Origin of the sequence: Streptomyces sp. NPDC048825 (assembly GCF_043198355.1) — a bacterium.
GTDB lineage: Bacteria > Actinomycetota > Actinomycetes > Streptomycetales > Streptomycetaceae > Streptomyces > Streptomyces xiangluensis.
The window spans coordinates 198767-223203 of sequence record NZ_JBICUR010000016.1 but is presented as its reverse complement, the minus strand read 5'-3'; the positions used below and the strand labels follow the sequence as shown (position 1 = coordinate 223203).

The window sequence follows — 24437 nt, the reverse complement described above, 5'->3', positions numbered from 1 at the left end:
GGGGAGAACGGTCGCGCGCTCGGGAGGAAGTCCTGGGATCGGGTGTTCACGGCGCGAGCACCGCCGCTCCGTAGCGCGCCAACTCCACGCAGCCGGTGACCTGTTCGCCGGTGAGGACGTCCCGGTGCGTGCCCGGCAGCTCCACGGTGACCGTCTCGCGCCCGTGGTTTAACACGAAGAGCAGCTCGCCCCGGCGGACGGCCTCGACCTGCGCGGGGAGGCCGTCAAGGGGCGGCCGGACCCCCGTACCGGCCGCCACATCCGCCAACAGGTCGCGCAGCGCGGGCGGTTCGGGCAGCGTGGAGAGGTACCAGGTGCGCCCCTTGCGCAGCAGCGCGGGCAAGCCGTCCAACTCACCGCCCTTGTACGGGACGACAAGATCGACGTCGCTCGCCGCCTCGAGTTCCTCGGACCACAACGTCCCGCGGAAACCGTCACATTCGACGCTCTCGCCCGCATCGAGCGGCCACCACTCGTGCAGCGTGCGGATCCCGAAGAGCTCCCGCAGCCGCGCGTCCATGCCGCCCGACCGCACCCGGTCGTCCTCGTCCGCGACACCGGTCAGGAATCCGCAGACGAGGGTGCCCCCGGCTCGTACGTACGACAGGAGATTGTCGATCGCGCCGTCCGTGAGCAGGTACAACTGCGGGACGACAACGAGCTTGTACGGGGACAGGTCGTGCTCGGGATGGGCGAAGTCGGTGGTGAGGTGGGCCTCCCACAGGGCGCGATGCCAGGCGCGTACGATCTGCGGATAGTCGACCTCGGAGGACAGGCGGCCGTCCTGTGCGCCCGCCCACCAGGCGTTCCACTCGTGCAGGATCGCGACGTCGGACTCTATGTGGCTGTCAGTCACTTCGGGTCCGAGGGCGGCGAGTTCGGCTCCGAGCCGCTTGACCTCCTGATACGTACGGCCCTCCTCCCCTGCGTGGCTGACCATCCCCGAGTGGAACTTCTCCGCGCCCTGCCGGGACTGCCGCCACTGGAAGTAGCAGACGGCGTCGGCGCCGCGGGCGACGGCCTGGAGGGACCAGAGGCGGTTGAGGCCGCGCGGCTTGGGGTGGTTGACGCCCCGCCAGTTGACGGGACCGGCAGCCTGCTCCATGAGCATCCACGGGCGGCCGCGGGCCTGGGAGCGCGTCAGGTCCTGGATGAGGGCGCCGTTCTGGGCGCCGAAGGGGTCGCGCGGGTCCGGGTACATGTCGACGGAGACGAGGTCCTCCTCCTCGGCCCACCTCCAGGCGTCCTGCCCCACCCACATCGGCATGAAGTTGGTGGTCACCGGGATGTGCGGGGTGTGCCGGCGGACGATGTCGCGCTCGGCGACGTAGCACTCCAGGAGCATGTCGGAGGTGTAGCGCTTGAAGTCCAGTACCTGTGTGGGGTTCTTGAGGTAGTGGGCGTGGCGGGGCGGGAGGACCTCGTCCCAGTCGCCGTAGCCCTGGCTCCAGAAGGCCGTTCCCCAGGCGGTGTTGAGTGCGTCGAGCGTGCCGTACTTGTCCTTGAGCCAGCGGCGGAAGGTGGCGGCGGCCTCGTCGCCCCAGTCGTAGGTGCAGTACTCGTTGTTGATGTGCCACATCGTGAGGGCGGGGTGGCTGCCGTAACGGGCAGCCAGGTCCTCGGTGATGGCGGCGGCGTAGCGGCGATAGGTGGCGCTGGAGTGCGAGAAGTGCTGGCGGCCGCCCCACCATTCGGTGCGGCCGTCCTCGTCGTGGGGCAGGGTGTCGGGGTGCAGACGGCCCATCCAGGGTGGGGGTGACGAGGTGGGGGTCGCGAGGACGACGCCGATGCCGTTGTCGTGCATGAGGTCCATCAGCCGGTCGAGCCAGCCGAACTCCCTTGCCCCGGGCCGGGGTTCGAGCTTCGCCCAGGAGAAGACGCCGAGGGTGACGGAGTTGACTCCGGCCGCCTTCATGAGGCGTACGTCCTCGTGCCAGGTCTCCTCGGGCCACTGCTCGGGGTTGTAGTCGCCGCCGAAGAGGATGCGGCCGCGGGTGGCGTCGGCGAGGCTCGGCCCCTGTTGCGGGGACATCAGGCCGGGTCCCCGTACTGGATGCCGCGCCCGTTGGTGGCGACATAGACGCGGCCGTGGACGCGCGGGTCGCCGGTGATCGTCTCGCCGGTCCAGCCCCACTGGTGGGCGTCGTCGTTGATACGGACCCAGCTCCTGGCCCCGTCGTCGGAGCGGAGGACGCCGGTGACGGCCCCCGTCCCGGTCGCGCCGACCTGGTAGATCGCGGGGTATCCGGCGCCGGCGGCGGCCTTGCCGAAGCCGAGGCAGTGGGAGGACCGGCAGCTCGTGACCTTCGAGAAGGCGGCACCTCCGTCGGTGGACCGGAAGAGACCGTTCTCCTTCGCGGAAATCCACAGGTCACCGGAGCGACCCGGGGCCGCCACCACCTTGAACTGGCTGTCGCCGGAGGGCAGTCCAGTCTCATGGGCCGTGAAGGAACGGCCACTGTCAGTGCTGGCGTATAGCGTTCCTGTGTCGGTGTCGTATGCGTAGAAGAGCGTCGGGTCGGCCGGGTCGGCGACCGGCGTGGCGCCCTTCGGGAAGGAGGAGACCTCGGACCAGGTCGCGCCGTTGTCGGTGGAGCGGTGGGCTGCGTACTTCGTGCCGTCCCAGTGCACGAAGGACCACAGCAGCGTACTGCCGTCGGCGCTGGTGGCGATCGGCCCCGGTGCGCTCTTGGCGATGTCCGGCTGGGCCTTGAAGGGCGCCCACGTCCGGCCGCCGTCGTTCGAGTACGCGCCGTTGCCGTTGTCGCCCCAGCCCGCCCGGACGACGTACGACGGCTTGGCCGCGGCCTGCGCGAGTCCCGTCGCCGACCCGAACACGGGGTTCGCCGCCATGCCGCGCGACGGAGACGCCGTGAGCCGCTCGTGGTACATCACGCCGATGTCCCCGAGCCCGCTCAGCAGGTGTGCCTCCCCGACCGGGGGCGAGATCAGCTGGCGCACGGACGTCTCCTCCAGGCCGCGGATCTGCGGCGCCCAGCGCTTGAGGTCGCGGGTGCCGTAGAGGGTCGCGCCGGTCCCGTACACGATGTGCTTCGAGTCGTACGGGTCCAGGGCGAGCGCCTGGATCCACCAGCCGAACTTCGGCTTGTCACCGCCCCAGTTGAGGAAGGGAGTCTCGGATACGTCGAACACGGCAGCGTCCTTGAGGGATGTCCAGGTACGGCCGCCGTCGGTGGAGCGGAACAGTGTGTCGATGGCCGCCCAGCGGTTGTTGGTGGACACGACGACGGTGCCCGGGCGGCGGGCGTCGACGGCGACTCCGCCGTAGGCGAAGTTGTCCGCCGAGCCGTCTTCCGTGGTGCCGCCGGGCTTCACGGGGGTCACCTCGGTCCACTTGCCGGTGGCGGTGCGCAGCTTGTGCACGCTGCCGTCGGACTGCCCGTTGGGGCCGGGAGCATCGGCGTACGTCACGTACAGCTCGCGCGTGTGCCTGTCGTACGCGGCCCGGATCGGGACCTTGGCAAACGCGCCGGACGGCTGCCCGGGCACGGCCTCCCACGTCGTGCCGTCGGCGGTGCGGTACAGGTTCGCCGTGCCGGACGTGCCGTCACCGTCACCCCAGCCGGCGTAGACGGAACGCCCGGCCGCGACGAGGAAGGTGACTCCCTGTCCGGAGGCGTTCGCCTTCGCCGGGAAGTCGGTCACGGCTGCCCAAGTGGCGCCCCGGTCGGTCGACTTGAGCAGGCCGTCGTGCCGGGTGCCCAGCCACAGGGTGTCGCTGTCGCGCGGGTCGACGAGGAGGCGTTCACCGGTACCGCGCCCGTCCTCGTTGGCACCGAGCTTCACGGTCAGATCGGTACGGGACCAGGTGGCGCCGCGGTCGTCGGAGCGCAGGACGGCGCCGTTGCCGGCCCAGGGCTGGGCATAGGTACCGAGGGCGAGGTACACCCGGTTGGGGCGCGCGGGGTCGACCGCCATCGCCTCCACGCCGAGGAGGTTCCAGTCGTCCCAGCCGAGGTGATCGGTGAGCGGCGTCCAGCGGGCGGCCCGGTCGTCCCAGCGGTAGGCGCCGCCGATGTCCGTACGGGCGTAGGCGAGGCCGCGTACGGAGGGGTGGAAGAGCACACCGGTGATGAAGCCGGTGCCACCGATGACGACGTTGCGCCAGCGGTAGGGGGGCGCGTCAGCCGGCGATTGGGCGGGAGCTGCCTGTGCCAGGGGGCCGACGGCGGAGAGCGCGGCGGCAGCGGCAGTCCCGGCGAGGACGACGCGTCTGCTCGGGCGGGGCGTGCGCATGACATACCTCGTTCTTGGGGGTGTGAAGGGCGTGGGGCGCCCTGTTCAAAGTCGGGGTTCGGGGAGCGCCCCTTCAGGGGCGCGTGGCTGTGACATTTGCGGCTCCGCCGCGTGGGCGCGACCAGCCACGAACGGCCCGCAGTTCACAACGGACTCGGCAGCCCCCGGCTCGCCCCGCGGATCGGCGCGGCGGGTTCAGGAGCCGGAGGAAAGCGGGCTGACCGGAGTCAGCCTTTGACCGCGCCGGTCAGCATGCCCTTCTTGAAGTGCCGCTGGACGAAGGGCGAAAGCACAGCCACCGGAATGAGAGCCAGCACCATCACAGCCATCTGAAGAGCAAGAGCGGACAGCTCACCGGTGTTGACCTGGGCCGAAAGCCCAACCGGCCGTTCCTGCTTCTGGACCAGCTGGATCATGACGTTCTGCAGCGGCATCATGTCCTGGTCGGTCAGATAGATCGACGCGTTGAACCAGGCGCTCCAGTAGCCCACCGCGTAGAAGAGCGCGATCACCGCGAGGACCGCGCGCGACAGCGGCATCACGATCTTCCACAGGATGCGCCAGTCGCCGGCCCCGTCGATCCGGGCGCTGTCGATCAGTTCCTGGGAGATGCCCATGAAGAACGCCCGCAGGACAAGGATGTTGAAGACGCTCACAGCGCTGGGGAGGATCAGCGCCAGGTAGGTGTCGGTCAGTCCGAGCCCCTGCACCAGCAAGTACGTCGGGATCAGGCCCGCGCCGAAGAACATGGTGGCCAGCAGCGTCATCAGGATCCACCGGTGACCGAGCGAGCCGCTGCGTGAGAGACCGTAGGCGCACAGCACCGACACGGCCATGCTGAACAGCGTGCCGACCAGGGTCACTCCGACGCTGACCAGTGCGGCACGCTGGACCTGTCCGCCGCTGAGGAGCTCCTGGTAGGCGACGAAGGTGATGCCCTTGGGGATCACCACCAGACCGCCGGCCTCGTCGATGGTCTTCTTCGTCTGGAGGCTGGTGACGATGACGATCCACAGCGGGAAGAGGATCACCAGGCAGGCGAGGCTCAGGACGAGACCCTTGCCCGCCACCCCGGCCTTGGACGGCTCCTCCTCCCAGACCGGGCGGGGCGGTGCCGCCCAGGTGCTCGGCTTCTTCGCCACCGGCTTCTCGTCGGCGGGCTTGTCGAGGACAGCGCTCACTTCTTGTACACCCCCTGCTCACCCATGAGATGGGCGACCTTGTTGGCAGTCAGCACCAGTGCCAGGCCGACGAAGCCCTTGATGAGGCCTGCGGCGGCGGCATAGCTGAAGTCCTGGTTGCGGATGCCGTTCCACCACACATAGGTGTCGAGCACATCGGAGGCGGCGACGCCCACCGCCTGCCGTTGGAGCAGCAGTTGCTCGAAGCCGACGGTGAGGGCGTCGCCGACGCGCAGTACCAGAAGCAGAGCGATCACCGGGCGCAGGGCGGGCAGCGTGATGTGCCACATGCGCCGCCAGCGTCCGGCCCCGTCCATGGCGGCAGCCTCGTACAGGTCGTTGGAGACGGAGGACAGCGCGGCGAGGAAGACGATGATGCCCCAGCCCGCGTCCTTCCAGACCATCTCGAGCGTGACCAGGTACTTGAAGGTCTCCGGGTTGGTCATCAGGTCGAAGCCCTCGTAGCCGTGCTGGCGGAGGGTCTGCGCGATGATGCCCGCGCCGCCGAAGATCTGCATGAAGACGGTGACGACGAGGACCCAGGAGAAGAAGTGCGGCAGGTACATGATCGCCTGGGCGAGAGCCCGTACCCGGGGCCTGACCACGCTGTTGATGAGGAGCGCGAGCAGGATCGGGATCGGGAAGAACAGGATCAGTTGCAGGAAGAACAGCACGAACGTGTTCTGCACCGCGTGCCAGAAGGCCGAGTCCGCGAAGATCCGCTCGAACTGCTCGAAGCCGATCCAGGGGCTTTGGAAGATGGCGACGAAGCCATTCTCGCTGATGTACGGGTCGTAGTCCTGGAAGGCGACCACGTTGCCGAGGATCGGTACGTAGTTGAAGACCAGGAGCAGCAGCACCGCCGGCAAGGTCATCAGGATCAGCGTGCGGTCGCGCTTGAACCGGAGCCGGACGCTCAGCTTCCCGCGGCGCTTGCCCTCCCGTGACGGGAAGCGGGACCGGGACCGGGAGCGGCGTCCGACGCCGTCGGACGTCGGCGGATCCTCCGCGGGGGTCTTTGCCTCGGCTCTGGACCGGGGCACCGTGCTGTGGGACACGGCCTTCTCCTCGCCTCAGCCCGGGTCAGTTCGCCGACCCGTTGTCGTCGAGCAGCTTCTTGTACCAGTCGCGCAGGTCGTCGCCGCCCTTGTTCTTCCAGTCGGCGACCGCCTGCTGTACATCGCTGATCTTCTTGCGGCCGCGCACCACGTCGTCCTCGAGCTGCTCGAAGTCGTCGGCGAGGTTGGCCCAGCGGTTGGGCTCGGTGACGGTCAGGCCGAAGAAGGAGGACTTCTTGGTGAAGGCGCCCATCCGCTGCTGCCACTCGACGATGCCCTTGGTGACCTCGGGGAAGTCGGGGTAGGCGACGTACGGGGCGGGGTTGCCGGTGTAGTCGTAGGCGCCGTTGATCTCGTTGACGCCCTGGGTCGTCTTGACCGGCAGGCCGTCCTTCATGTCGTAGTCCGTGCCCTCGACGCCGTAGGCGGTGAGCATGAACTCCTTGGTGCCGTAGGGCGCCGCGCAGAAGTTGCAGAGGGCCAGGAAGTCCTTGATCTGCGCCTCGGTCGCCTTCTTGCTGACGAAGGTGAAGATGTTGGCGGGCTGGCCCGCCCACAGCGTCGGGTCGCCGCCGTCCGGACCGAAGAAGTCGAACGCGCCCATCTCGAAGTCCGAGTTCTGGGTGGCCTGTTCGGCGGTCTTGCCCCACCAGTCGGAGATGTTGTTGTTGTAGACCAGCACCTCGCCGGCGGTGAAGCGGTTTCCCGAGTTGCCGCCGTCCTTGCCGCTGACCGCGTCCGGGTGGACCACCTTGGCCGCGTAGAGCTTGCGCGTCCACTCCAGGGCTTCGAGGTACTCCTCGGTCTCGACGCGGTTGATCAGCTTGCCGCCGTCCATGTTCCACCACAGCGCCTTGTCGCTGCCCGACAGGCATCCGAAGATGTGGAACGCCGACCACTTCATGTCGTCGCAGGCCCACAGCTTCGACTTCGCGTCGGTCGCTTCCTTGGCCCAGGACAGGAACTCGTCGGGGCTGGTGGGGACGCTGTAGCCCTTCTCCTTGAACAGGTCCCTGCGGTACATGGGCGCGATGTCGGTGACGTTCGGGGCGGGGAACGGGATCGCCCGCAGCTGACCGCCGAAGATGCCGCGCTGCCAGGCCTCGGTGGGGACGGCCGCGAGGTTCGGGTAGTCCTTGACCTTGTCGCCGGACAGGTACGGGCCGAGGTCCGCGAACTTGGCGTTGATGGCGCTGGGTATCCGGCCCATCAGGTTCCAGCCCGGCACGGTGACCACGTCGGGGATGTTGCTGCCGGCCAGGACCGCGCCGAGCTTCTGGTCGTAGGTGACGCCGTCCTGGTTCTGCCAGGTGACCTCGACGCCGATGGCCTCGTTCATGGCCTTGTAGTACGGGTTGCCGTTCTTCGGCGGGGTGCCGAAGAACGGCGACAAGATCGTGAGTTTGCCGCCGCTGCCCATCTTCTTGGCCACCGACGTCTTCAGCTCGGCCGTGGGGATCGCCTTGGTGAAACCCGCCGCCGAGCCGTTCTTCGCCGGGATGTCGGGGGCCACCACATTCGACGCCACGTACGCCGGGAGGATCTTCGCGGCGTCCTTCCCCGACGTGGTGCCGTCCTTGCGGCCCTCCTGCGAGCCGCCGCAGGCGGACAGCAGCGGCATGCCTCCGGCCACCGCGGCAGCGGCGACCGCCGTGGAGGCGAGGAAGCTTCTCCGGCTGGGGACGGAGGTGTTCGGCGTCATTGCGTCAACCCTTCATGGCGCACACCAGGACACCCGGCGGTAGGGCCGTCGGCTGTGGTGTCTTGAGTGGAACTGGCTGAGCTGAAGCGGACCTCGGAGGAATGTGACCGCAGGTGCGGCCTGTTCGACGAGTCGAAGCGCTTCGATGTTGCTGCGAGGTTAAGTGAACGCCCGAGGGTGCACAAGAGTCGTTCCCAACATTCCTCCGCGGTGCAAAGGACTGAACCTGTCTGGTCTGGGCCTTGAAACGCCAAAGAGGATGCGGAGATGTTGCCTCGGGATGTCTTGACACCCACCCTCCTGTCGAATGAGCATCGAAGCGCTTCGAAAGCTCTCCATCTCTCCTCCACAAAGGGATGCCCGCGTGACCGCACAAACGCCGCCTTTCCGCGACTCGCAGCTGCCGTTCGCGAAGCGCGTCGACGATCTCCTGTCGCGGCTCACCGTGGCCGAACGCATCGCGCTGCTGCACCAGTTCGCGCCCGCGGTGGAGCGGCTCGGCATCGCCGCGTTCCGCACCGGCCAGGAGGCGCTGCACGGCGTGGCCTGGATGGGCCCGGCGACCGTGTTCCCGCAGGCGGTGGGCCTCGGCGCGACCTGGAACGAGGAGCTCGTACGCCGCGTCGGCGAGGCCGTCTCCACCGAGGCCCGCGCGATGCGCGCCCGCGACGACCGCGTGGGCCTCAACGTCTGGGCGCCCACGGTCAACCTCCTGCGCCACCCCCTCTGGGGCCGCAACGAGGAGGGCTACTCCGAGGACCCGAAACTGACCTCGGCGATCGCGGCGGCGTACACCCGCGGCCTGCGCGGCGACCACCCGGCGTACTGGCGCACCGCTCCCGTCCTCAAGCACTGGCTCGCACACAACAACGAGACGAAGCGCGACATCACGTCGTCGTCCGTCCGCCCCCGCGTCCTGCTCGAGTACGACCTGCGTGCCTTCCGCGCGAGTGTCGAGGCGGGCACGGTGGCCGGCGTGATGCCCGCGTACAACCTGGTCAACGGCCGCCCCAACCACGTGTCGCCGTATCTGCGCGAGCACCTGCGCACCTGGACGGACCAGGAACTCCTGGTCTGTTCGGACGCGGGCGCGCCCTCCAACCTGGTCGACTCCGAGCACTACTTCGACACGCACGAGGAGGCGACGGCCGCCGCCCTGCGCGCCGGCGTGGACAGCTTCACGGACCACGGCACGGACAGCTCGAAGATCACCGAACGCGTCCAGGGTGCCCTGGACCAGGGCTTGTTGACCGAGGCGGACATCGACGCGGCGGTCCGCCGACAGCTCGCGGTCCGCTTCCGGCTCGGCGAGTTCGACCCGCATCTGGACCCGTACGCGGACACCAAGCACTTCGACACTCCCGCCCACCGCGTTCTCGCCCAGGAGGCCGCGGAACAGGCGATCGTCCTCCTCAAGAACGACGACCTGCTGCCCCTCGCCGAAGGCACCCGCATCGCCGTGGTCGGCCTCCTCGCCGACGAGTGCAAGCTCGACTGGTACAGCGGCACACTCATCCACCGCTCCACACCCCTGGAGGGCCTGTACGAGCGCTTCGGCGCCGAGCACGTCGACTTCGCCGAGGGCGTGGACCGGGTCCGTCTGAAGACCTCGGCCGGTACGTACCTGAGCGTGCCCCCGGCCGACGACGTGACCGACGAAGCCCGCGGCGCCGAGGGCGCGCTGGACCCGGCCCTCCTCGCGGGCCGAACCGACCTGCCCCCGTTGACCACCGACGTCACCGGTACGGACCTCGCGCTGATCGACTGGGGCGAGGGCGTCCTCACCCTCCGCGCACCCGACGGCCGCTACCTCTCCGTAGCCGACGACGGCTGCGTACGCGCGTCGGCGGACCAGCCCGGCGGCTGGGTCGTCCAGGAGACATTCCGCCTGGAACCCAGTGATTCCCACGCGAACGGGCACCTCCTGAAGCACGTAGGAACGGGTCGGTACGTCTCTGTCACCGCCGATGGCGCAAAGGTTGCCGCCGAGGACCCGCGGGACGCCGAGATCTTCGAGCTGATCGTCACGGAGCGTGGCGAGGACGCGGTGACCCGGGCCGCCGCGACCGCGGACGTGGTGGTCGTGGTCGCGGGCAACGACCCGCACATCAACGGCCGCGAGACGGAGGACCGCACGACCCTCCACCTCCCCCAGCACCAAGAGCGCCTGCTGCGGGCAGCCCGTGCCGCGAACCCGAACACGGCCCTGGCCCTCGTCTCCGCCTACCCGTACGCGGTGGATCCCGAGGACATCCCCGCCCTGCTGTGGACGGCCCACGGCGGCCAGGCGGCCGGCACCGCTCTGGCCCGTGTCCTGGCGGGCGACGTCTCCCCGGCCGGCCGCCTCCCGCAGACCTGGTACGCCTCCGACACGGACCTCCCCGGCCTCCTCGACTACGACGTGATCGGCAGCCGCCAGACGTACCTCTACTTCGAGGGCACCCCGCTCTTCCCGTTCGGGCATGGCCTGTCGTATGCGTCCTTCGCCTACGACGGACTCCGAGTCGAGCTGGGCGAAAGTGAATTGAAGGTCTCGTTCACTGTCACCAACACAAGTGGGGTGGCAGCCGACGAAGTCGCCCAGCTCTACACGCGCGCCGTGAACCCCTCGGTCCCGCGCCCCCGCCGCGAACTGGCGGCACACCGCCGGTTCCACCTGCCCCCCGGCGCCTCCACCGAGCTCTCCTTCGAACTCCCCCTGACCGCTTTCGAGTTCTGGGATGTGGCACACGGCGAGTGGCGGCTGGAGCCGGGAGCGTACGAGGTGCTCGTGGGCGCATCCAGCGAGGACTTCCGGCTGCGCCGGACGATCGAACTGGACGGCACCCCCACCCTCCCTCGCCCGATCCTGGAACTCGGCCTGGACGCCGCCGACTTCGACGAGCAGCGGGGTGCCGAGATCGTCGACCGTACGAAGGTCTCGGGCGACGCGGTGACACCGGCGGCCGCGGGTGAAGGTGAGGGTGAGGCCGAACTGGTCTTCCGGGCCTGCGACTTCGGCGGCGGTACGACCTTGGTCTCCGTCGAGGCCGCGGGCGAGGGCTCGGTCGAACTGGCACTGGCGGGTGACCAGGTGCTCGCGCGGCTGGACATTCCGGCGACGACAGGTCCGTACGACTACACGACCGTGACCGGACCGGTGACGCACGTGGCCGAGGTCCACGACCTGCACATCAGACTGCGCGGCCGGATTCGGCTCGCGCGTGTCGGCTTCTCCGGTTGAGGGTCCGGACCAGGCCGACGCATGGGGAGGGCCCGGCACCGGAAGGCATCGGTGCCGGGCCCCTTCATCCCGGGATACGACTCGAGACTACATGAAAACGATTGTCAGAAGCTAGGGCGGCTGAGTTGTTCCTGAGACTGAGGCCTGGGCTGGCACTGAGGCCTGGCTAGAGGCTGAGGCCTGGGTTAGAGGTTGAGTCCTGGCCTAGAGGCTGAGCCCGGTCAGCACGATGACCCGTTCGTAGGTGTAGTCGTCCATCGCGAACTTCACGCCCTCGCGCCCGACTCCGGACTGCTTCACTCCGCCGTACGGCATCTGGTCGGCGCGATACGAGGGGACGTCTCCGATGATCACGCCGCCGACCTCCAGCGCACGGTGCGCGCGGAAGGCGGTCTGCAGGTCGTGGGTGAACACCCCTGCCTGGAGGCCGTACTTGGAATCGTTGACGGCGGCGAAGGCGGCGGCCTCCCCCTCCACCTTCTGGAGGGTAAGGACGGGCCCGAAGACCTCCTCGCAGTACAGGGTGACGTCGGCCGGCACCTCGGCGAGAACCGTCGGCGCGTACGAGGCCCCGTCGCGTTTGCCTCCGGTCAGCAGCCTGGCCCCCGCCTCGACCGCTTCGTCGACCCACGCCTCCACGCGCTTGGCGGCATCCTCGCTGACCAGCGGGCCGACGTCGGTCGCGTCGTCGGCGGGGTCTCCGGTCACCTGGGCCTCGACGGCGGCGACGATACGCGGCACCAACCGGTCGTAGACAGAGGCGTCGGCGATCACTCGCTGGACGGAGATGCAGGACTGGCCGCCCTGGTAGTTGGAGAAGGTGGCGATACGGGTTGCCGCCCAGTCCAGGTCCTCGTCACGGGCGTAGTCGGCCAGGACTACGGCCGCGCCGTTTCCGCCCAGTTCCAGGGTGCAGTGCTTGCGCGGCACCGAGTCCATGATCGAGTAGCCGACCTTCTCGGAGCCGGTGAACGAGATGACGGGCAGGCGCTCGTCCTGTACGAGGGCGGGCATGCGGTCGTTGGCGACGGGGAGGACGCTCCACGCTCCGGCGGGGAGTTCGCTGCCGGCTTCGCTTTCGGCTTCGGCGAGCAGTTCGCCGATCATCAGACCTGAGAGCGGGGTCGCGGGGGCTGGCTTCAGGATGATCGGGACGCCGGCGGCGATGGCTGGGGCGATCTTGTGGGCACAGAGGTTGAGGGGGAAGTTGAAGGGTGCGATGCCGAGGACGGCGCCTTTGGGGAAGCGGCGTGTGATGGCGAGCCGTCCTTGTCCGCCGGGATCGCTGTCGAGGCGCTGGGCCTCTCCGCCGTTGAAACGGCGCGCCTCCTCGGCCGCGAGCCGGAACACGGAGACGGCTCGGCCGACTTCTCCGCGGGCCCACTTGAGCGGCTTTCCGTTCTCGGCGGAGATGAGGCGGGCGATCTCCTCGGTTCGCTCTCGGAGGCGGCGGGAGACGTGGTCGAGGACGGCGGCGCGGATGTGGGCCGGGGTGGCGGCGAACTCGTCGCGGGCGCCGTGCGCGGCGGCGACGGCTTCGTCGACCTGTGCGTCGCTCGGCACGCTCACGGTGCCGACGACGTGGCCGTCCCAGGGGGACGTGACCTCGAACGTGGTGTCACCTGTGGCCTGGCGGCCGGCGAGCCAGAAGGCGTGCGTGTCTTTCATGGGGGTCCGGCCCTTCGGATTGGCGTGGTGTTGGACGTGGTCCACGGTAGGCCTGCCGGCCGGGGGCGGGGGCTTGTCCGGGTTGTACCACTCGCCGCACTTGGTGCTCCAGTTTGGCGAGTGCGGGTTGTGTGTGGTTGCTCGCGCCCCGCGGCGGAGCCGCTGATGTCACAGCCCCGCGCCCCTGGGTGCGTGGGTGGGTCGGGGTGTCCCCTCCCGCCGGTAGGAGGCGCTGCGGGTAGTTGGGGGTGCGGGCTTCTTCTGGGGCGCGGGGAGTCGCAGGCTTTTTGTCTTTAGGGGCGCGGGGAACTGCGCGACAAGCCACCACGCACCCGCAGCCGCGACACGACCTGTCACCCCCACCCCCTGGCGGGGGGGCCTGGGGCGCAGCCCCGGTTTCGGAAAGGGGCGGGCCTGGGGAAGAAAACCCTCCCACCCGAGCCCCCGCCCACCCGCACCCCAACTAACCGCCGGACGCGGACGTCTTCAGAGCCAGCCAAAGCTCCATCCGCGTATCCGGATCGTCCAGTGACCGCCCCAGGATCTCCTCCACCCGCCGCATCCGGTACCGCAACGTATGCCGATGCACCCCAAGATCCGCCGCAGCCGCATCCCACTGCCCGTGCCGCGACAACCAGGCCCGCAGGGAGGCCACCAAGTCCCCCCGCCCCGTCGCATCATGCTCATGCAGCGCACGCAACAAGCCGTCCGCAAACGCCCGCACGGCGTCATCCGCGAGCAACGGCACCACAGACCCGGCGGCCAGTTCCTCGTGCTCGACCAGCACCCGCCCCCGCCTCCGGGCAACGGACAGCGCCTGTTCGGCCTGCTTATAGGCAGCCGCGGCGGCAATGGGTCCGGCAGGAGCCGACAGTCCGACCACCAGCTCGTCCTCGTCCACGCCCTGCTCCACCGCACCCCGATCGGCCATCAGCGCCTCCGCGTACTGGGCGCAGGACGCAACCACCGCACCCCCGTCCGCGGCCAGGACCACCAGCCGCTCCCCATCGGGCACGACCAGCACGGCCTCCCCCGACCGAGCAGCCGCGGCCTCGACAACCTCCGCGAACCCACCCACCGGGTCGCCCCCGGCTTCGGCTGCCATCGCATCAGCTCCCGGAGCCGAGGGAGAAGTTGAAGCCGACGTCGAGAGCAGGCCCCCGCCCACGCCCCGGCCCCGCGTACCCGGCGCAGCCCCGGACTCCGCCAGGATCACGCGATACGGAGCATCGAGCAGTTCCCCGTACAGATCTCCGGCGGCGGCCCGCGCATGGTCCGGCTGCCCCGCCAGCAGCATGCGCAGCACGGCCGCCCCGATCCGCTGCTCCGCGGCATACAACGACCGCGACCGCTCCGTCGTGAGCGTCAGCAGAGCGATCGCGGAATGCACGGCGTACCTCTCGGCCGTACCCAGTGCCGAGGCGGTGCCCACGGCCAGCGCCCCCAGAGGCCGCCGCCCCGTCCCCAACGAGTGCAGCTCGACGCGGTCCTCGTCCTCGCCGTCCTCGGAGGACCCTCCGACGACGGAACTGGCGGGCACGGGCCGCTCCCACAGCCGTTCCACGTCGGCGGTGAGCAGAGCCGCCCGCCGCTCCGCCCAGTCGGGTGCCGTCGCGACGACGGCACCGGTCGCGTCGTACAGGGCGGCCCAGCCGTCGATCTGTGAGGCGAGCGCTGCCAGCAGGCCCTCGGGTCCTTGGCTCAATGCCCGCTTGGTCAGCTCGCGTTGGGCGGCGAAGCCGGCGGTCACGGCGCGGTACTGATCGGCGGCGATCGCGGCGGAGACGGCTTTGCTGATGGCGAGGAAGGGGGTACGCCGGGGGACTTCGAGGAGGGGCAGACTCTCGCTCTCCGCGGCGTCGACCAGCGCCTTCGGAACCTCCTCGTAGTGGACCCCGACAGCGAACCCGAGCCCCGCGACTCCCGCCCCCGCGAGCCGCTTCACATAGCGCCGCATGGCTTCGGGGTCCTCCGCGTCCAGCTGGAGCGCGGTGATCAGGAGCAGCTCTCCGCCCTCCATGTACGGGACGGGGTCGGCGAGTTCGCTGGCGTGGGCCCAGCGGACGGGCCGTTCCAGGTGTTCCTCGCCCGCGCGCACGGTGAGTTTGAGCGCCGAGTGCTGGACGAGCGAGGCGAGCGTCGGGGGCATGGGACCTTCAGGTCTTCCTGGCCAGGCCTTCACCGGAGCGGCGGAAGTGCAGTGAGTGGCGGAGGGTGTGATCTTTTGGCCGTCACGTATGAACGACCTGTGCCGATTCTGCCTCACTGTACGGTGACCGCGTCACCTTATGTCCAGATGTCCTGCCACCTGTCGGACTCAGCCGCGAAGATCCACCAGCAAGGGCGGCGCATGCTCCCCGCGCACACTCGTGAGCGACAGCACCGCATGCCCCGGCGGAACGGCATGCGCCAGCTCGGACGCGGACCACCGCTCACGTTCGACCTGGCGGACGGTGACTGCCCGGGCGGTGGGCGCACGTCCCGTGATCACTCGGCGCAGCGCGTGGGCCGTCTTGCCGAGCGGGGTCTCGGCGATGATCTGCCGGTCGGTGACGTCCGTCGCCTCGGTCCACTCCTTGCCCCACACCTCGGCGAAGTCCTGCCCGTCCCAGGGCGTGAGCCCGGACAACGCCACCCGGCAGCCGATCGCCCCGAGCAACGGCGACCTGAGCGGCCGCGGCGCATCGTCGAGCGTACGCAGGGTCATGACCACCCCGGCGTTGGCGGACCGCAGCCGCTGCACTCCTCGTACCGCCTCGGGGGTGATGACCCCCGTCGCGTCGTCCAGCACCAGACACGCGAACAACGACCGGTCCTCGCGCACCGCCACACTCGCCGTGAACTGCGCGAGCACCAGCCGGGCCAGGATCCGCGAGGCGTCGGCGTGCCCGCGTTCGGGCAGATCGATGCGCACCCGCACCGGGTGGTCCAGGGCGCGCAGGGAGAAGGGCTGGGACTGACCGGACGTATCGAAGAACCCGGCGAAGGCGGGCCGGTCCAGCAGCGCCACTCGATCGGCCAGCGCTCCGCCGACATCGCCCGGATGCCCCAACTGCCGCTCTCGTGCGTCGAGTTCGCGCAGCAGCGACTCCTGTCCGGCCTCTGTGAGCGCCTTGCGCAGCGCGCCGAGCGGGCCGGGCGCGCCATCGAGAAGCTGCCGCAGTTCGGGCACGGAAGGGAAGCGCCCGTGGACGGCGCGATACGGCCCGAGCAGCTGGGCGAGCACGGTGGTGGACCGGCGGCTGTCTCCGCCGGGGTGCGGATCGGTGAGGTCGCCGACCAGTGCCTCGGCGAGGACGGCCGCCGCCTCGTCGGGGTCGGTGGTGCCGCCGTACAGGTCGAGGTCGTAGACGGACTCGGGGTTTCCGACCCGTACGACGACGTCGTACGCATCCACCGGCCCGAGCCCCGCGCCCGCGGCCCCGACCACGACGACGGCGGCCCGCCCGGCGAGCGCGTGCAGGCACAGCGACTCGGCGAGCGGCCGGACGACACCGTCGGTCTTGCCGGATCCGGCGGGGCCGACGGCGAGCAGGGAGGTGCCGAGGAGTTCCGGACCGAGGCCGAGTCCGGTGCCGCGGTAGGCGTACGGATTGCGCGCGTCGTCGGCGGTCGTACCGAGCCGGACCTGCCCGGTGACGAGGTCGTGCTGGGCGAGTCGCCCAGGAAGATCCCGCTTGCCGGAAGGATGCAGACAGGCGGCGGCGCCGTCCTTGAGCACGGCGCCGGTGAAGGTGGCGAGACTGTGCCGCCCGCTGCGTACGCCCTGCCAGGCGCGGGTGATGCGCGCTTGGTCGACGTCGCGCATCAGCCCGGAGCGGGCCTCGGCGGCGAGCCGTTCGGCGGCGTCGGTGGCTCCGGCGTCGCGGAGCCCGGGCCACTCGGCGGGGTCCCGCTGCGGTGGCGGCGCGACGGGCCGCTCCCGCTGCCGTCGCAGGCGCGAGGTCACGAACCGGCGCCATACCTCGCCCCACCGACCGAGACGCCCGACGCTGACCATGATCATCAGGGCCACGACGGTGTACCAGGTATAGCTGAGAACCACGCGACTGTACGAGCCAGGCCCTGCCCAGGAGTCGGGAATCATCGCGTAGAGAGGCACCAGCCACCAGCCGCCCAGGTAGCCGTTCCACAGCAGCGACCAGATCAGCCATCCCACGAGAAAGGCGATCAACGCGCCGCTGAGCAACTGCCGGTTGGAGACGGCCTCCGGCTCCTCGTCCGGCCGCGGCCGGTGCCCGAACCGCCACACCCCCGGCGCCGCCTCTGGCCGGGGCGCCCGCAGCCAGGCCAGAAAGGCTGAGCCGTCCGGCATCGGCGGCGCGCCCGGCGCCTGCGCGGGCCGTGGCGGTACCTGAGGCGGCCCCGCCGGGCGCGGCACACGATCGGCGTGTGTGCCCCGTGCGTCCTGCGTGCCGTCGCTGTCCATCGCCCTTGTCCCCTGACCAGCCGTTCGATCCACCATCAGCGAGCCAATCTAATGCCCCCGCAGGGGGAGTTCACCGCTTACCGGGCCGGGCCGGGGCTTGACTCCTCGTCCACCGCCATGTCCACCACGGACAACCCGACAGGCCAACAGCGCCCACATGGAGCATGCCCACTCCCCACCCCCGGCCCTAGCCTGCGAGGAAAGAAGGAGAAAGAAGCGGACTGTCCGAAAAGACCCCGCCGCACAGCCCTCGCCAGACCCCGCCGCAAGACCCCAGGGAGCCCCCCATGAGCGCACTTCCGCAGGAGCGCCGCGTGATCACCGCCATCCCCGGCCCGAAGTCGCAGGAGTTGCAGGCCCGCCGTACCGCCGCGGTCGCGGCCGGTGTGGGGTCCGTGCTGCCCGTGTTCGCCGCGCGCGCGGACGGCGGGATCATCGAGGACGTCGACGGGAACCGGCTGATCGACTTCGGCTCCGGAATCGCCGTGACCGGCGTCGGTGCGAGCGCCGAGGCCGTTGTACGCCGGGCATCCGCGCAGCTCGCCGACTTCACCCACACCTGTTTCATGGTCACGCCGTACGAGGGCTATGTGGCCGTCGCCGAGGCACTGGCCGAGCTGACCCCCGGCGACCACGCCAAGAAGTCGGCCCTCTTCAACTCGGGCGCCGAGGCCGTCGAGAACGCCGTGAAGATCGCCCGCGCCTACACCAAGCGCCAGGCCGTCGTCGTCTTCGACCACGGCTATCACGGGCGTACGAATCTGACGATGGCGCTGACTTCGAAGAACATGCCGTACAAGCAGGGCTTCGGCCCCTTCGCTCCGGAGATCTACCGCATGCCGATGGCGTACGGCTACCGCTGGCCGACTGGCCCCGAGAACTGCGGCCCCGAGGCCGCCGCGCAGGCCATCGACCAGATCAGCAAGCAGGTGGGCGCTCAGAACGTGGCCGCGATCGTCATCGAGCCGCTCCTCGGCGAGGGCGGCTTCATCGAGCCGGCGAAGGGCTTCCTGCCGGCGCTCAGCAGGTTCGCGCGGGACAACGGAATCGTCTTCGTCGCGGACGAAATCCAGTCAGGGTTCTGCCGCACCGGTCAGTGGTTCGCCTGTGAGGACGAGGGCATCGTCCCCGACCTGATCACCACGGCGAAGGGCATCGCGGGCGGTCTGCCGCTGGCCGCCGTCACGGGCCGCGCCGAGATCATGGACGCCGCGCACGTGGGCGGCCTGGGCGGCACCTACGGCGGCAACCCCGTCGCCTGCGCGGGCGCCCTCGGCTCGATCGAGACGATGAAGGAGCTCGACCTGAGCGCCATGGCGCGGCACATCGAGACGGTCATGAAGGCGCGTCTGGGTGCCATGCAGGAGAAGTACGACATCATCGGCGACATCCGCGGACGCGGCGCCATGCTGGCCATCGAGCTCGTCAAGACTGATTCTCCTGAAAGCGTGGCCGCCAAGGAGCCGAACCCGGAGGCCACCGCCGCGCTCGCCAAGGCCTGCCACCAGGAGGGCCTGCTGGTCCTGACCTGCGGGACCTACGGCAACGTGCTGCGCTTCCTGCCGCCCATGGTCATCGGCGAGGATCTGCTGAACGAGGGTCTCGACATCCTGGAGCAGGCATTCGCCCGCATCTGACCCGCATCTGAGCAGGAGTTCTCCCATCCGGTTCCGCTGTGAGGCGGCAAGAAGCACGGCATGTGAAGAACGTGTGCGAGGTGCATGGCGGGAGGCGAATCGGCCTGTCGGACTCCGATTCCCTGTCGTAAGTTCTACCCAGATGAGAGATACACCCCGCCCACAGGGGACTGTGGGCGATACAGGGTCGGGGCCTCCCCAGCTTCGCCCTGGTCGTGCCCTCGCGCACACTACTGGAGCTTCCGGCTCCGGAGGGTCTCCTCACCGATCGGACAGTCGCTCGCCCCAAACCCCCCGGGGCGTGCGACGACCCGGTCTTTACGGCCGCCTCGGAACTACCCCCCCTGTTCCGGGGCGGCCGACCTTTTCTCTGGCGGTGCTGGCCCCTCTGGCCCTGCTCTTCGCGTTCCTCACCTGGCAGGTCGCCGTCGACAGCCCGCTGCGCCGCGCCGACGAGCGCCTCGGGCGGGCGATCGCGGACGGCCCGCCGCCGGACGGCTTCGCCGAACTCCTCGCGGATCTCGGCAATTTCGCGGTAGCGGTCCCGGTCCTGGTCGTGACGCTCGCGTACGTGGCCTGGCGCGCGCATGGCGCCGGTACGCCCCGCTGGTGGCTGCCGGCGCTCGCGGCCCTGGTCACCATGGCAGCCGTACCCGCGCTGGTCGTCCCGCTGAAGGAGGCCGTGGGGCGCACAGGTCCGCCCGGCGGGGCGGGCGACGGCTACTACCCCTCGGGCCACACGGCGACGGCCGCCGTCGCCTACGGAGCGGCTGTCCTGCTTCTGCTGCCCTGGCTGCGCGGCTCGTACGTCCGTCGTGAACTCGCCATCGGCTGCCTGGTATTGGTCGTCGCGGTCGGATTCGGTCTGGTCCGGCGCGGCTACCACTGGCCGCTGGATGTGGTGGCGAGTCTGGTTCTGAGCGCGATGCTCCTGATCGCACTCAGGGGGTTCCTGAACTCCCGCAGCTTTCGGCGCCGCTAGAAGCCCATGCCTCAGCTGTCGAAGCCGAGGCCCAGTCTGTCCAGCGTCTTCAGCCACAGATTGCGCCGGCCGCCGTGCGCGTCCGCCCGTGCCAGCGACCACTTGGTGAGGGCGATGCCGGTCCAGGCGAAGGGCTCCGGCGGGAAGGGGAGCGGCTTCTCGCGGACCATGGCCAGGGATGTACGTTCCGTGCGCTCCCCCGCCAGCAGGTCGAGCATCACGTCCGCGCCGAAGCGGGTCGCCCCGACGCCGAGTCCCGTGTAGCCCGCCGCGTACGCGACCCGCCCCTGATGTGCCGTACCGAAGAAGGCGGAGAAGCGGGAGCAGGTGTCGATCGCGCCGCCCCACGCGTGGGTGAAGCGGACGCCCTCCAGCTGAGGGAAACAGGCGAAGAAGTGCCTGGCCAGCTTGGAGTACGTCTCCGGGCGGTCGTCGTACTCGGCGCGGACCCGGCCGCCGTACGGATAGACCGCGTCGTAGCCGCCCCACAGGACACGGTTGTCGGCCGACAGCCGGAAGTAGTGGAACTGGTTGGCGCTGTCGCCGAGGCCCTGGCGGTTCTTCCAGCTGAGGGAGGCGCGTTGGGTGTCGGTGAGCGGCTCGGTCATCAGGGCGTAGTCGTAGACCGGGACGGTGTACGAGCGGACGCGTCGGACCAGGTTGGGGAAGACGTTCGTGCCGAGGGCGACGTGGCGGGCGCGGACGATGCCGTACGGAGTGCGTACGGCCATACCTGCGCCGTGTGCCTTCAGGGCGAGCGCGGGAGTGTGCTCGTACACGCGGACGCCCAGCTCGACGCAGGCGCGTTTGAGGCCCCAGGCGAGTCTGGCGGGGTTCAGGAGCGCTACGCCGTGGCGGTCGTGGAGGCCGGCGAGGAATGTCGGTGAGTCGACTTGTTGCCGTACGGCGTCGGCGTCCAGGTACTCGATGCCGTCCTCGAGTCCGTGGCGCTCCAACTCCCCGTACCAGTCACGGAGTTCGGCGGCCTGGTATGGCTCAGTGGCGACATCGATCTCGCCGCTGCGCTCGAAGTCGCAGTCGAGGGAGTAGCGGGCGACGGTGGCCTCGATCGCGTCGAGGTTGCGCGCTCCCAGCTCCTGGAGGGTGTGGATCTCATCCGGCCAGCGGCCGAGGCCGTTGGCCAGTCCGTGCGTGAGCGAGGCGGCGCAGAAGCCGCCGTTGCGTCCGGAGGCGGCCCAGCCCGCCTCGCGGGCTTCGACGAGCACGACGTCCCGCTGCGGGTCGCGTTCCTTGGCGAGCAGCGCGGTCCACATTCCGCTGTAGCCGCCGCCGACGACGAGTAGATCGCAGGTCTCGGCGGTGGTGAGGGCGGGCTCAGGGTGTGGCTTTCGGGGGTCGTCCAGCCAGTAGGAGACCGGCTGGGCTTCAGAGAGTGACTTTGTCCAAGGGGTCATGCCTTTTGCCTGTTCCGGCGACCGCTGATGACCATTCCGGCCAGCACGATCAGTACGGCGACGATGAACATGCCCGTACCGATGACATTGATCTGGACCGGTGTGCCGCGTTGCGCCGAGCCCCACACGAACATGGGGAAGGTGACGGTCGCGCCGGCGTTGAAATTGGTGATGATGAAATCGTCGAAGGAGAGCGCGAAGGCGAGCAGCGCGCCCGCGACGATGCCGGGGGCCGCGATGGGCAGGGTGACCCGGAGGAAGGTCTGGAGCGGCCCGGCGTACAGGTCGCGCGCGGCTTCCTCCAGCTTCGGGTCCATCGACATGACGCGCGCCTTGACGGCTGTCACTACGAAGCTGAGGCAGAACATGATGTGGGCGATCAGGACTGTCCAGAAACCCAGCTGAGCCCCCATGTTGAGGAAAAGGGTCAGCAGGGAGGCGGCCATCACTACCTCGGGCATCGCCATGGGAAGGAAGATCAGCGAGTTCACGGCGCCGCGCGCACGGAAGCGGTAACGGACCAGCGCGAAGGCGATCAGCGTGCCGAGCACTGTGGCGCCGAGCGTCGCCCAGGCCGCGATCTGCAGGCTGAGCGCGAGCGAACCGCACAGATCGGCGACCCCGCACGGATCGGTCCACGCCTCCGTGGAGAACTGCTGCCACTCGTAATTGAAGCGGCCCTTCGGGTTGTTGAAGGAGAAGACCGTGACGACGGCGTTCGGCAGGAGCAGATATCCGAGCGTCAACAGGCCCGCGATGACGACGAGATGGCGCTTGAGCCAGCCTACGAGGGACATTTAGACCAGATCCTCCGTCCCCGACTTGCGGATGTAGAGCGTGACGATGACGAGGATCGCGGCCATGAGGATGAACGAAAGAGCCGCGGCCGTCGGATAGTCGAGAACACGCAGGAACTGGCCCTGGATCACGTTTCCGACCATGCGGGTGTCCGTGGAGCCGAGCAGATCGGCATTGACGTAATCACCGCTGGCGGGGATGAACGTGAGGAGCGTGCCGGAGACGACACCCGGCATGGACAGCGGGAAGGTCACCTTGCGGAAGGTCGTGAACGGCTTGGCGTACAGGTCGTTCGCCGCCTCGTGGAGGCGTCCGTCGATGCGCTCGAGCGAGGTGTAGAGCGGCAGGATCATGAACGGCAGGAAGTTGTACGTGAGTCCGCAGACCACCGCGAGCGGCGTGGCAAGGACGCGGTCACCGGCCGTGATGCCGAGCCAGCTCGTGACATCGAGCAGGTGCAGCGAGTTGAGGGCGCCGACGACCGGGCCGCCGTCCGCGAGGATCGTCTTCCAGGCGAGCGTACGGATCAGGAAGCTGGTGAAGAACGGCGCGATGACCAGGATCAGGATGAGATTGCGCCAGCGGCCCGCGCGGAACGCGATCAGATACGCGAGCGGGTAGCCGAGCAGCAGACACAGGACGGTGGCGGTGCCGGCGTAGAGCACCGAGCGCAGGAACTGCGGCCAGTAGTCGGACACCGCGTCCCAGTAGGTCGCGAAGTGCCAGGTGACCTTGTAGCCCTCCTCCAGGGAGCCCGTCTGCACGGACGTGGAGGCCTGGTAGACCATCGGCAGTGCGAAGAAGAGCAGCAGCCAGAGGATGCCGGGCAGGAGCAGCCAGTACGGGGTGAGGCGGCCTCTTCTGCGCGGGGGCTTCTTCTGAGGGGCTGGGGCGAGAGGCGGTGGCGCCTCGGTGAGGGTCGTCATGCCGAGGCCTCTTCCGAGACCGTCTCCACGCCCGCGACACCCGCGTCGATGGATTGCGTCGCGTCGAGGCCGAAGGTGTGCGCCGGGCTCCAGTGCAGGACGACGTCGGTGCCGGGGACGAGCCGGGCGTCGCGGTCGATGTTCTGGGCGTAGACCTCGAACTCGGGGCAGACGGGGCTGTCGATGACGTACTGCGTGGAGACGCCGATGAAACTGGTGTCGGCGATCGTCCCGGTGATGCGGTTGCGGCCATCGGGGATCGAGCCCGCGTCGTCGGCGTGCGTGAGGGAGATCTTCTCGGGGCGGATGCCGACGAGGACCTTGCCGCCTGTCGTGGTGGGCGCCGAACAGCGCGCGGCCGGCAGGGACAGCTTGCCACCGCCCGCCCTGAGCACGATCTCGTCGCCGCTCGTCGTGTCGACCTCGGCCTCGATGAGATTCGAGGTGCCGAGGAAGTTGGCGACGAAGGTCGTATTGGGGTTCTCGTAGAGGTCGGCGGGCGAGCCGAGCTGCTCGACCCGGCCCGCGTTCATCACGGCGACCGTGTCGGCCATCGTCATGGCCTCCTCCTGGTCGTGCGTGACGTGGATGAAGGTGATGCCGACCTCGGTCTGGATGCGTTTGAGTTCGAGCTGCATCTGGCGGCGCAGCTTGAGGTCGAGGGCGCCGAGGGGTTCGTCGAGGAGCAGCACCTTGGGGTGGTTGATCAGCGCGCGGGCGACGGCGACGCGCTGCTGCTGGCCGCCGGAGAGCTGGTGCGGTTTCTTGCGGGCCTGCTCGCCGAGTTGGACGAGCTCCAGCATCTCCTCGACCTGCTTCTTCACCGACTTGACGCCGCGCCGGCGCAGACCGAAGGCGACGTTCTCGAAGATGTCGAGGTGCGGGAAGAGGGCGTACGACTGGAAGACGGTGTTCACCGGCCGCTTGTACGGCGGCAGGTTCGTCACGTCCTGGTCGCCGAGTGCGACGGTGCCCGACGTGGGTTCCTCCAGGCCGGCGATCATCCGCAGGGTGGTGGTCTTGCCGCAGCCCGACGCCCCGAGGAGGGCGAAGAACGATCCCTGGGGGACGGTCAGGTCGAGGGGGTGCACGGCGGTGAAGGAGCCGTACGTCTTGCTGATTCCGGAGAGGCGGACATCGCCGCTGGTGTCGTTCGTCATG

General features: G+C 69.4%; 15 protein-coding genes. 3 read left to right on the top strand and 12 right to left on the bottom strand.

What is annotated here, in order from left to right; translation table 11 throughout:
* Window positions 1–46: 46 nt before the first annotated feature.
* From ACGFNK_RS33495 to ACGFNK_RS33475, 5 genes are all read right to left on the bottom strand, one after another.
* Window positions 47–2032 carry a beta-galactosidase gene (locus ACGFNK_RS33495; protein ID WP_393421908.1) on the bottom strand — a complete coding sequence of 662 codons (1986 nt, stop codon included), beginning with the start codon at window positions 2030–2032 and terminating at the stop codon, window positions 47–49.
* Complete coding sequence (locus ACGFNK_RS33490) at window positions 2032–4257, bottom strand: 1,4-beta-glucanase (protein ID WP_393421906.1); 2226 nt, start codon at window positions 4255–4257, stop codon at window positions 2032–2034. The genes ACGFNK_RS33495 and ACGFNK_RS33490 overlap by 1 nt, the downstream gene beginning before the upstream one ends.
* A gap of 227 nt (window positions 4258–4484) precedes the next feature.
* Complete coding sequence (locus tag ACGFNK_RS33485) at window positions 4485–5438, bottom strand: carbohydrate ABC transporter permease (RefSeq protein WP_393421904.1); 954 nt, start codon at window positions 5436–5438, stop codon at window positions 4485–4487.
* Window positions 5435–6496: an ABC transporter permease gene (locus ACGFNK_RS33480; protein WP_393421902.1), complete on the bottom strand. Its 1062-nt coding sequence runs from the start codon at window positions 6494–6496 to the stop codon at window positions 5435–5437. Before ACGFNK_RS33480 ends, ACGFNK_RS33485 begins: the two co-directional genes overlap by 4 nt.
* 25 nt (window positions 6497–6521) lie before the next feature.
* Window positions 6522–8198 (bottom strand): extracellular solute-binding protein, encoded by a 1677-nt coding sequence (locus tag ACGFNK_RS33475; protein ID WP_393421900.1) that lies wholly within the window; start codon window positions 8196–8198, stop codon window positions 6522–6524.
* A gap of 364 nt (window positions 8199–8562) precedes the next feature.
* On the opposite strand from ACGFNK_RS33475, the gene ACGFNK_RS33470 reads away from it, so the two are divergent.
* The gene (locus ACGFNK_RS33470; protein WP_393421898.1) at window positions 8563–11421 is read left to right on the top strand and encodes a glycoside hydrolase family 3 C-terminal domain-containing protein; all 2859 of its coding nucleotides are present in this window, start codon (window positions 8563–8565) and stop codon (window positions 11419–11421) included.
* A gap of 204 nt (window positions 11422–11625) precedes the next feature.
* Here ACGFNK_RS33470 and ACGFNK_RS33465 read toward each other — a convergent pair whose 3' ends face one another.
* The 3 genes from ACGFNK_RS33465 to ACGFNK_RS33455 all read right to left on the bottom strand — a co-directional run bounded on the left by ACGFNK_RS33465 (window position 11626) and on the right by ACGFNK_RS33455 (window position 17518).
* Window positions 11626–13089, bottom strand: coding sequence for an aldehyde dehydrogenase family protein (locus ACGFNK_RS33465; protein WP_393421896.1), 1464 nt, complete (start codon window positions 13087–13089; stop codon window positions 11626–11628).
* 463 nt (window positions 13090–13552) lie between these two features.
* Complete coding sequence (locus ACGFNK_RS33460; protein WP_393421894.1) at window positions 13553–15238, bottom strand: PucR family transcriptional regulator; 1686 nt, start codon at window positions 15236–15238, stop codon at window positions 13553–13555.
* 168 nt (window positions 15239–15406) lie between these two features.
* Window positions 15407–17518 carry an ATP-binding protein gene (locus ACGFNK_RS33455; RefSeq protein WP_393421892.1) on the bottom strand — a complete coding sequence of 704 codons (2112 nt, stop codon included), beginning with the start codon at window positions 17516–17518 and terminating at the stop codon, window positions 15407–15409.
* 287 nt (window positions 17519–17805) lie between these two features.
* On the opposite strand from ACGFNK_RS33455, the gene gabT reads away from it, so the two are divergent.
* Window positions 17806–19155: a 4-aminobutyrate--2-oxoglutarate transaminase gene (gabT, locus tag ACGFNK_RS33450; RefSeq protein WP_393421890.1), complete on the top strand. Its 1350-nt coding sequence runs from the start codon at window positions 17806–17808 to the stop codon at window positions 19153–19155.
* Window positions 19156–19531: 376 nt separating this feature from the next.
* Entirely contained in the window at window positions 19532–20137 is a 606-nt protein-coding gene (locus ACGFNK_RS33445) for a phosphatase PAP2 family protein (protein WP_393421888.1), read from the top strand.
* 11 nt (window positions 20138–20148) lie between these two features.
* Here the strand turns inward: ACGFNK_RS33445 and ACGFNK_RS33440 are convergent, their stop codons facing one another.
* From ACGFNK_RS33440 to ACGFNK_RS33425, 4 genes are read right to left on the bottom strand one after another with little or no spacing between them, the layout of a single operon-like run.
* A complete protein-coding gene (locus tag ACGFNK_RS33440) occupies window positions 20149–21552 on the bottom strand; it encodes an NAD(P)/FAD-dependent oxidoreductase (protein WP_393421886.1) in 1404 nt (467 codons plus the stop codon).
* Window positions 21549–22349: an ABC transporter permease gene (locus tag ACGFNK_RS33435; RefSeq protein ID WP_393421884.1), complete on the bottom strand. Its 801-nt coding sequence runs from the start codon at window positions 22347–22349 to the stop codon at window positions 21549–21551. The genes ACGFNK_RS33440 and ACGFNK_RS33435 overlap by 4 nt, the downstream gene beginning before the upstream one ends.
* On the bottom strand, window positions 22350–23276 hold the full coding sequence (locus ACGFNK_RS33430) for an ABC transporter permease (RefSeq protein WP_393421882.1): 927 nt from the start codon (window positions 23274–23276) through the stop codon (window positions 22350–22352).
* Entirely contained in the window at window positions 23273–24436 is a 1164-nt protein-coding gene (locus ACGFNK_RS33425; protein ID WP_386342073.1) for an ABC transporter ATP-binding protein, read from the bottom strand. The genes ACGFNK_RS33430 and ACGFNK_RS33425 overlap by 4 nt, the downstream gene beginning before the upstream one ends.
* Between the last annotated feature and the right edge of the window lies 1 nt (window position 24437).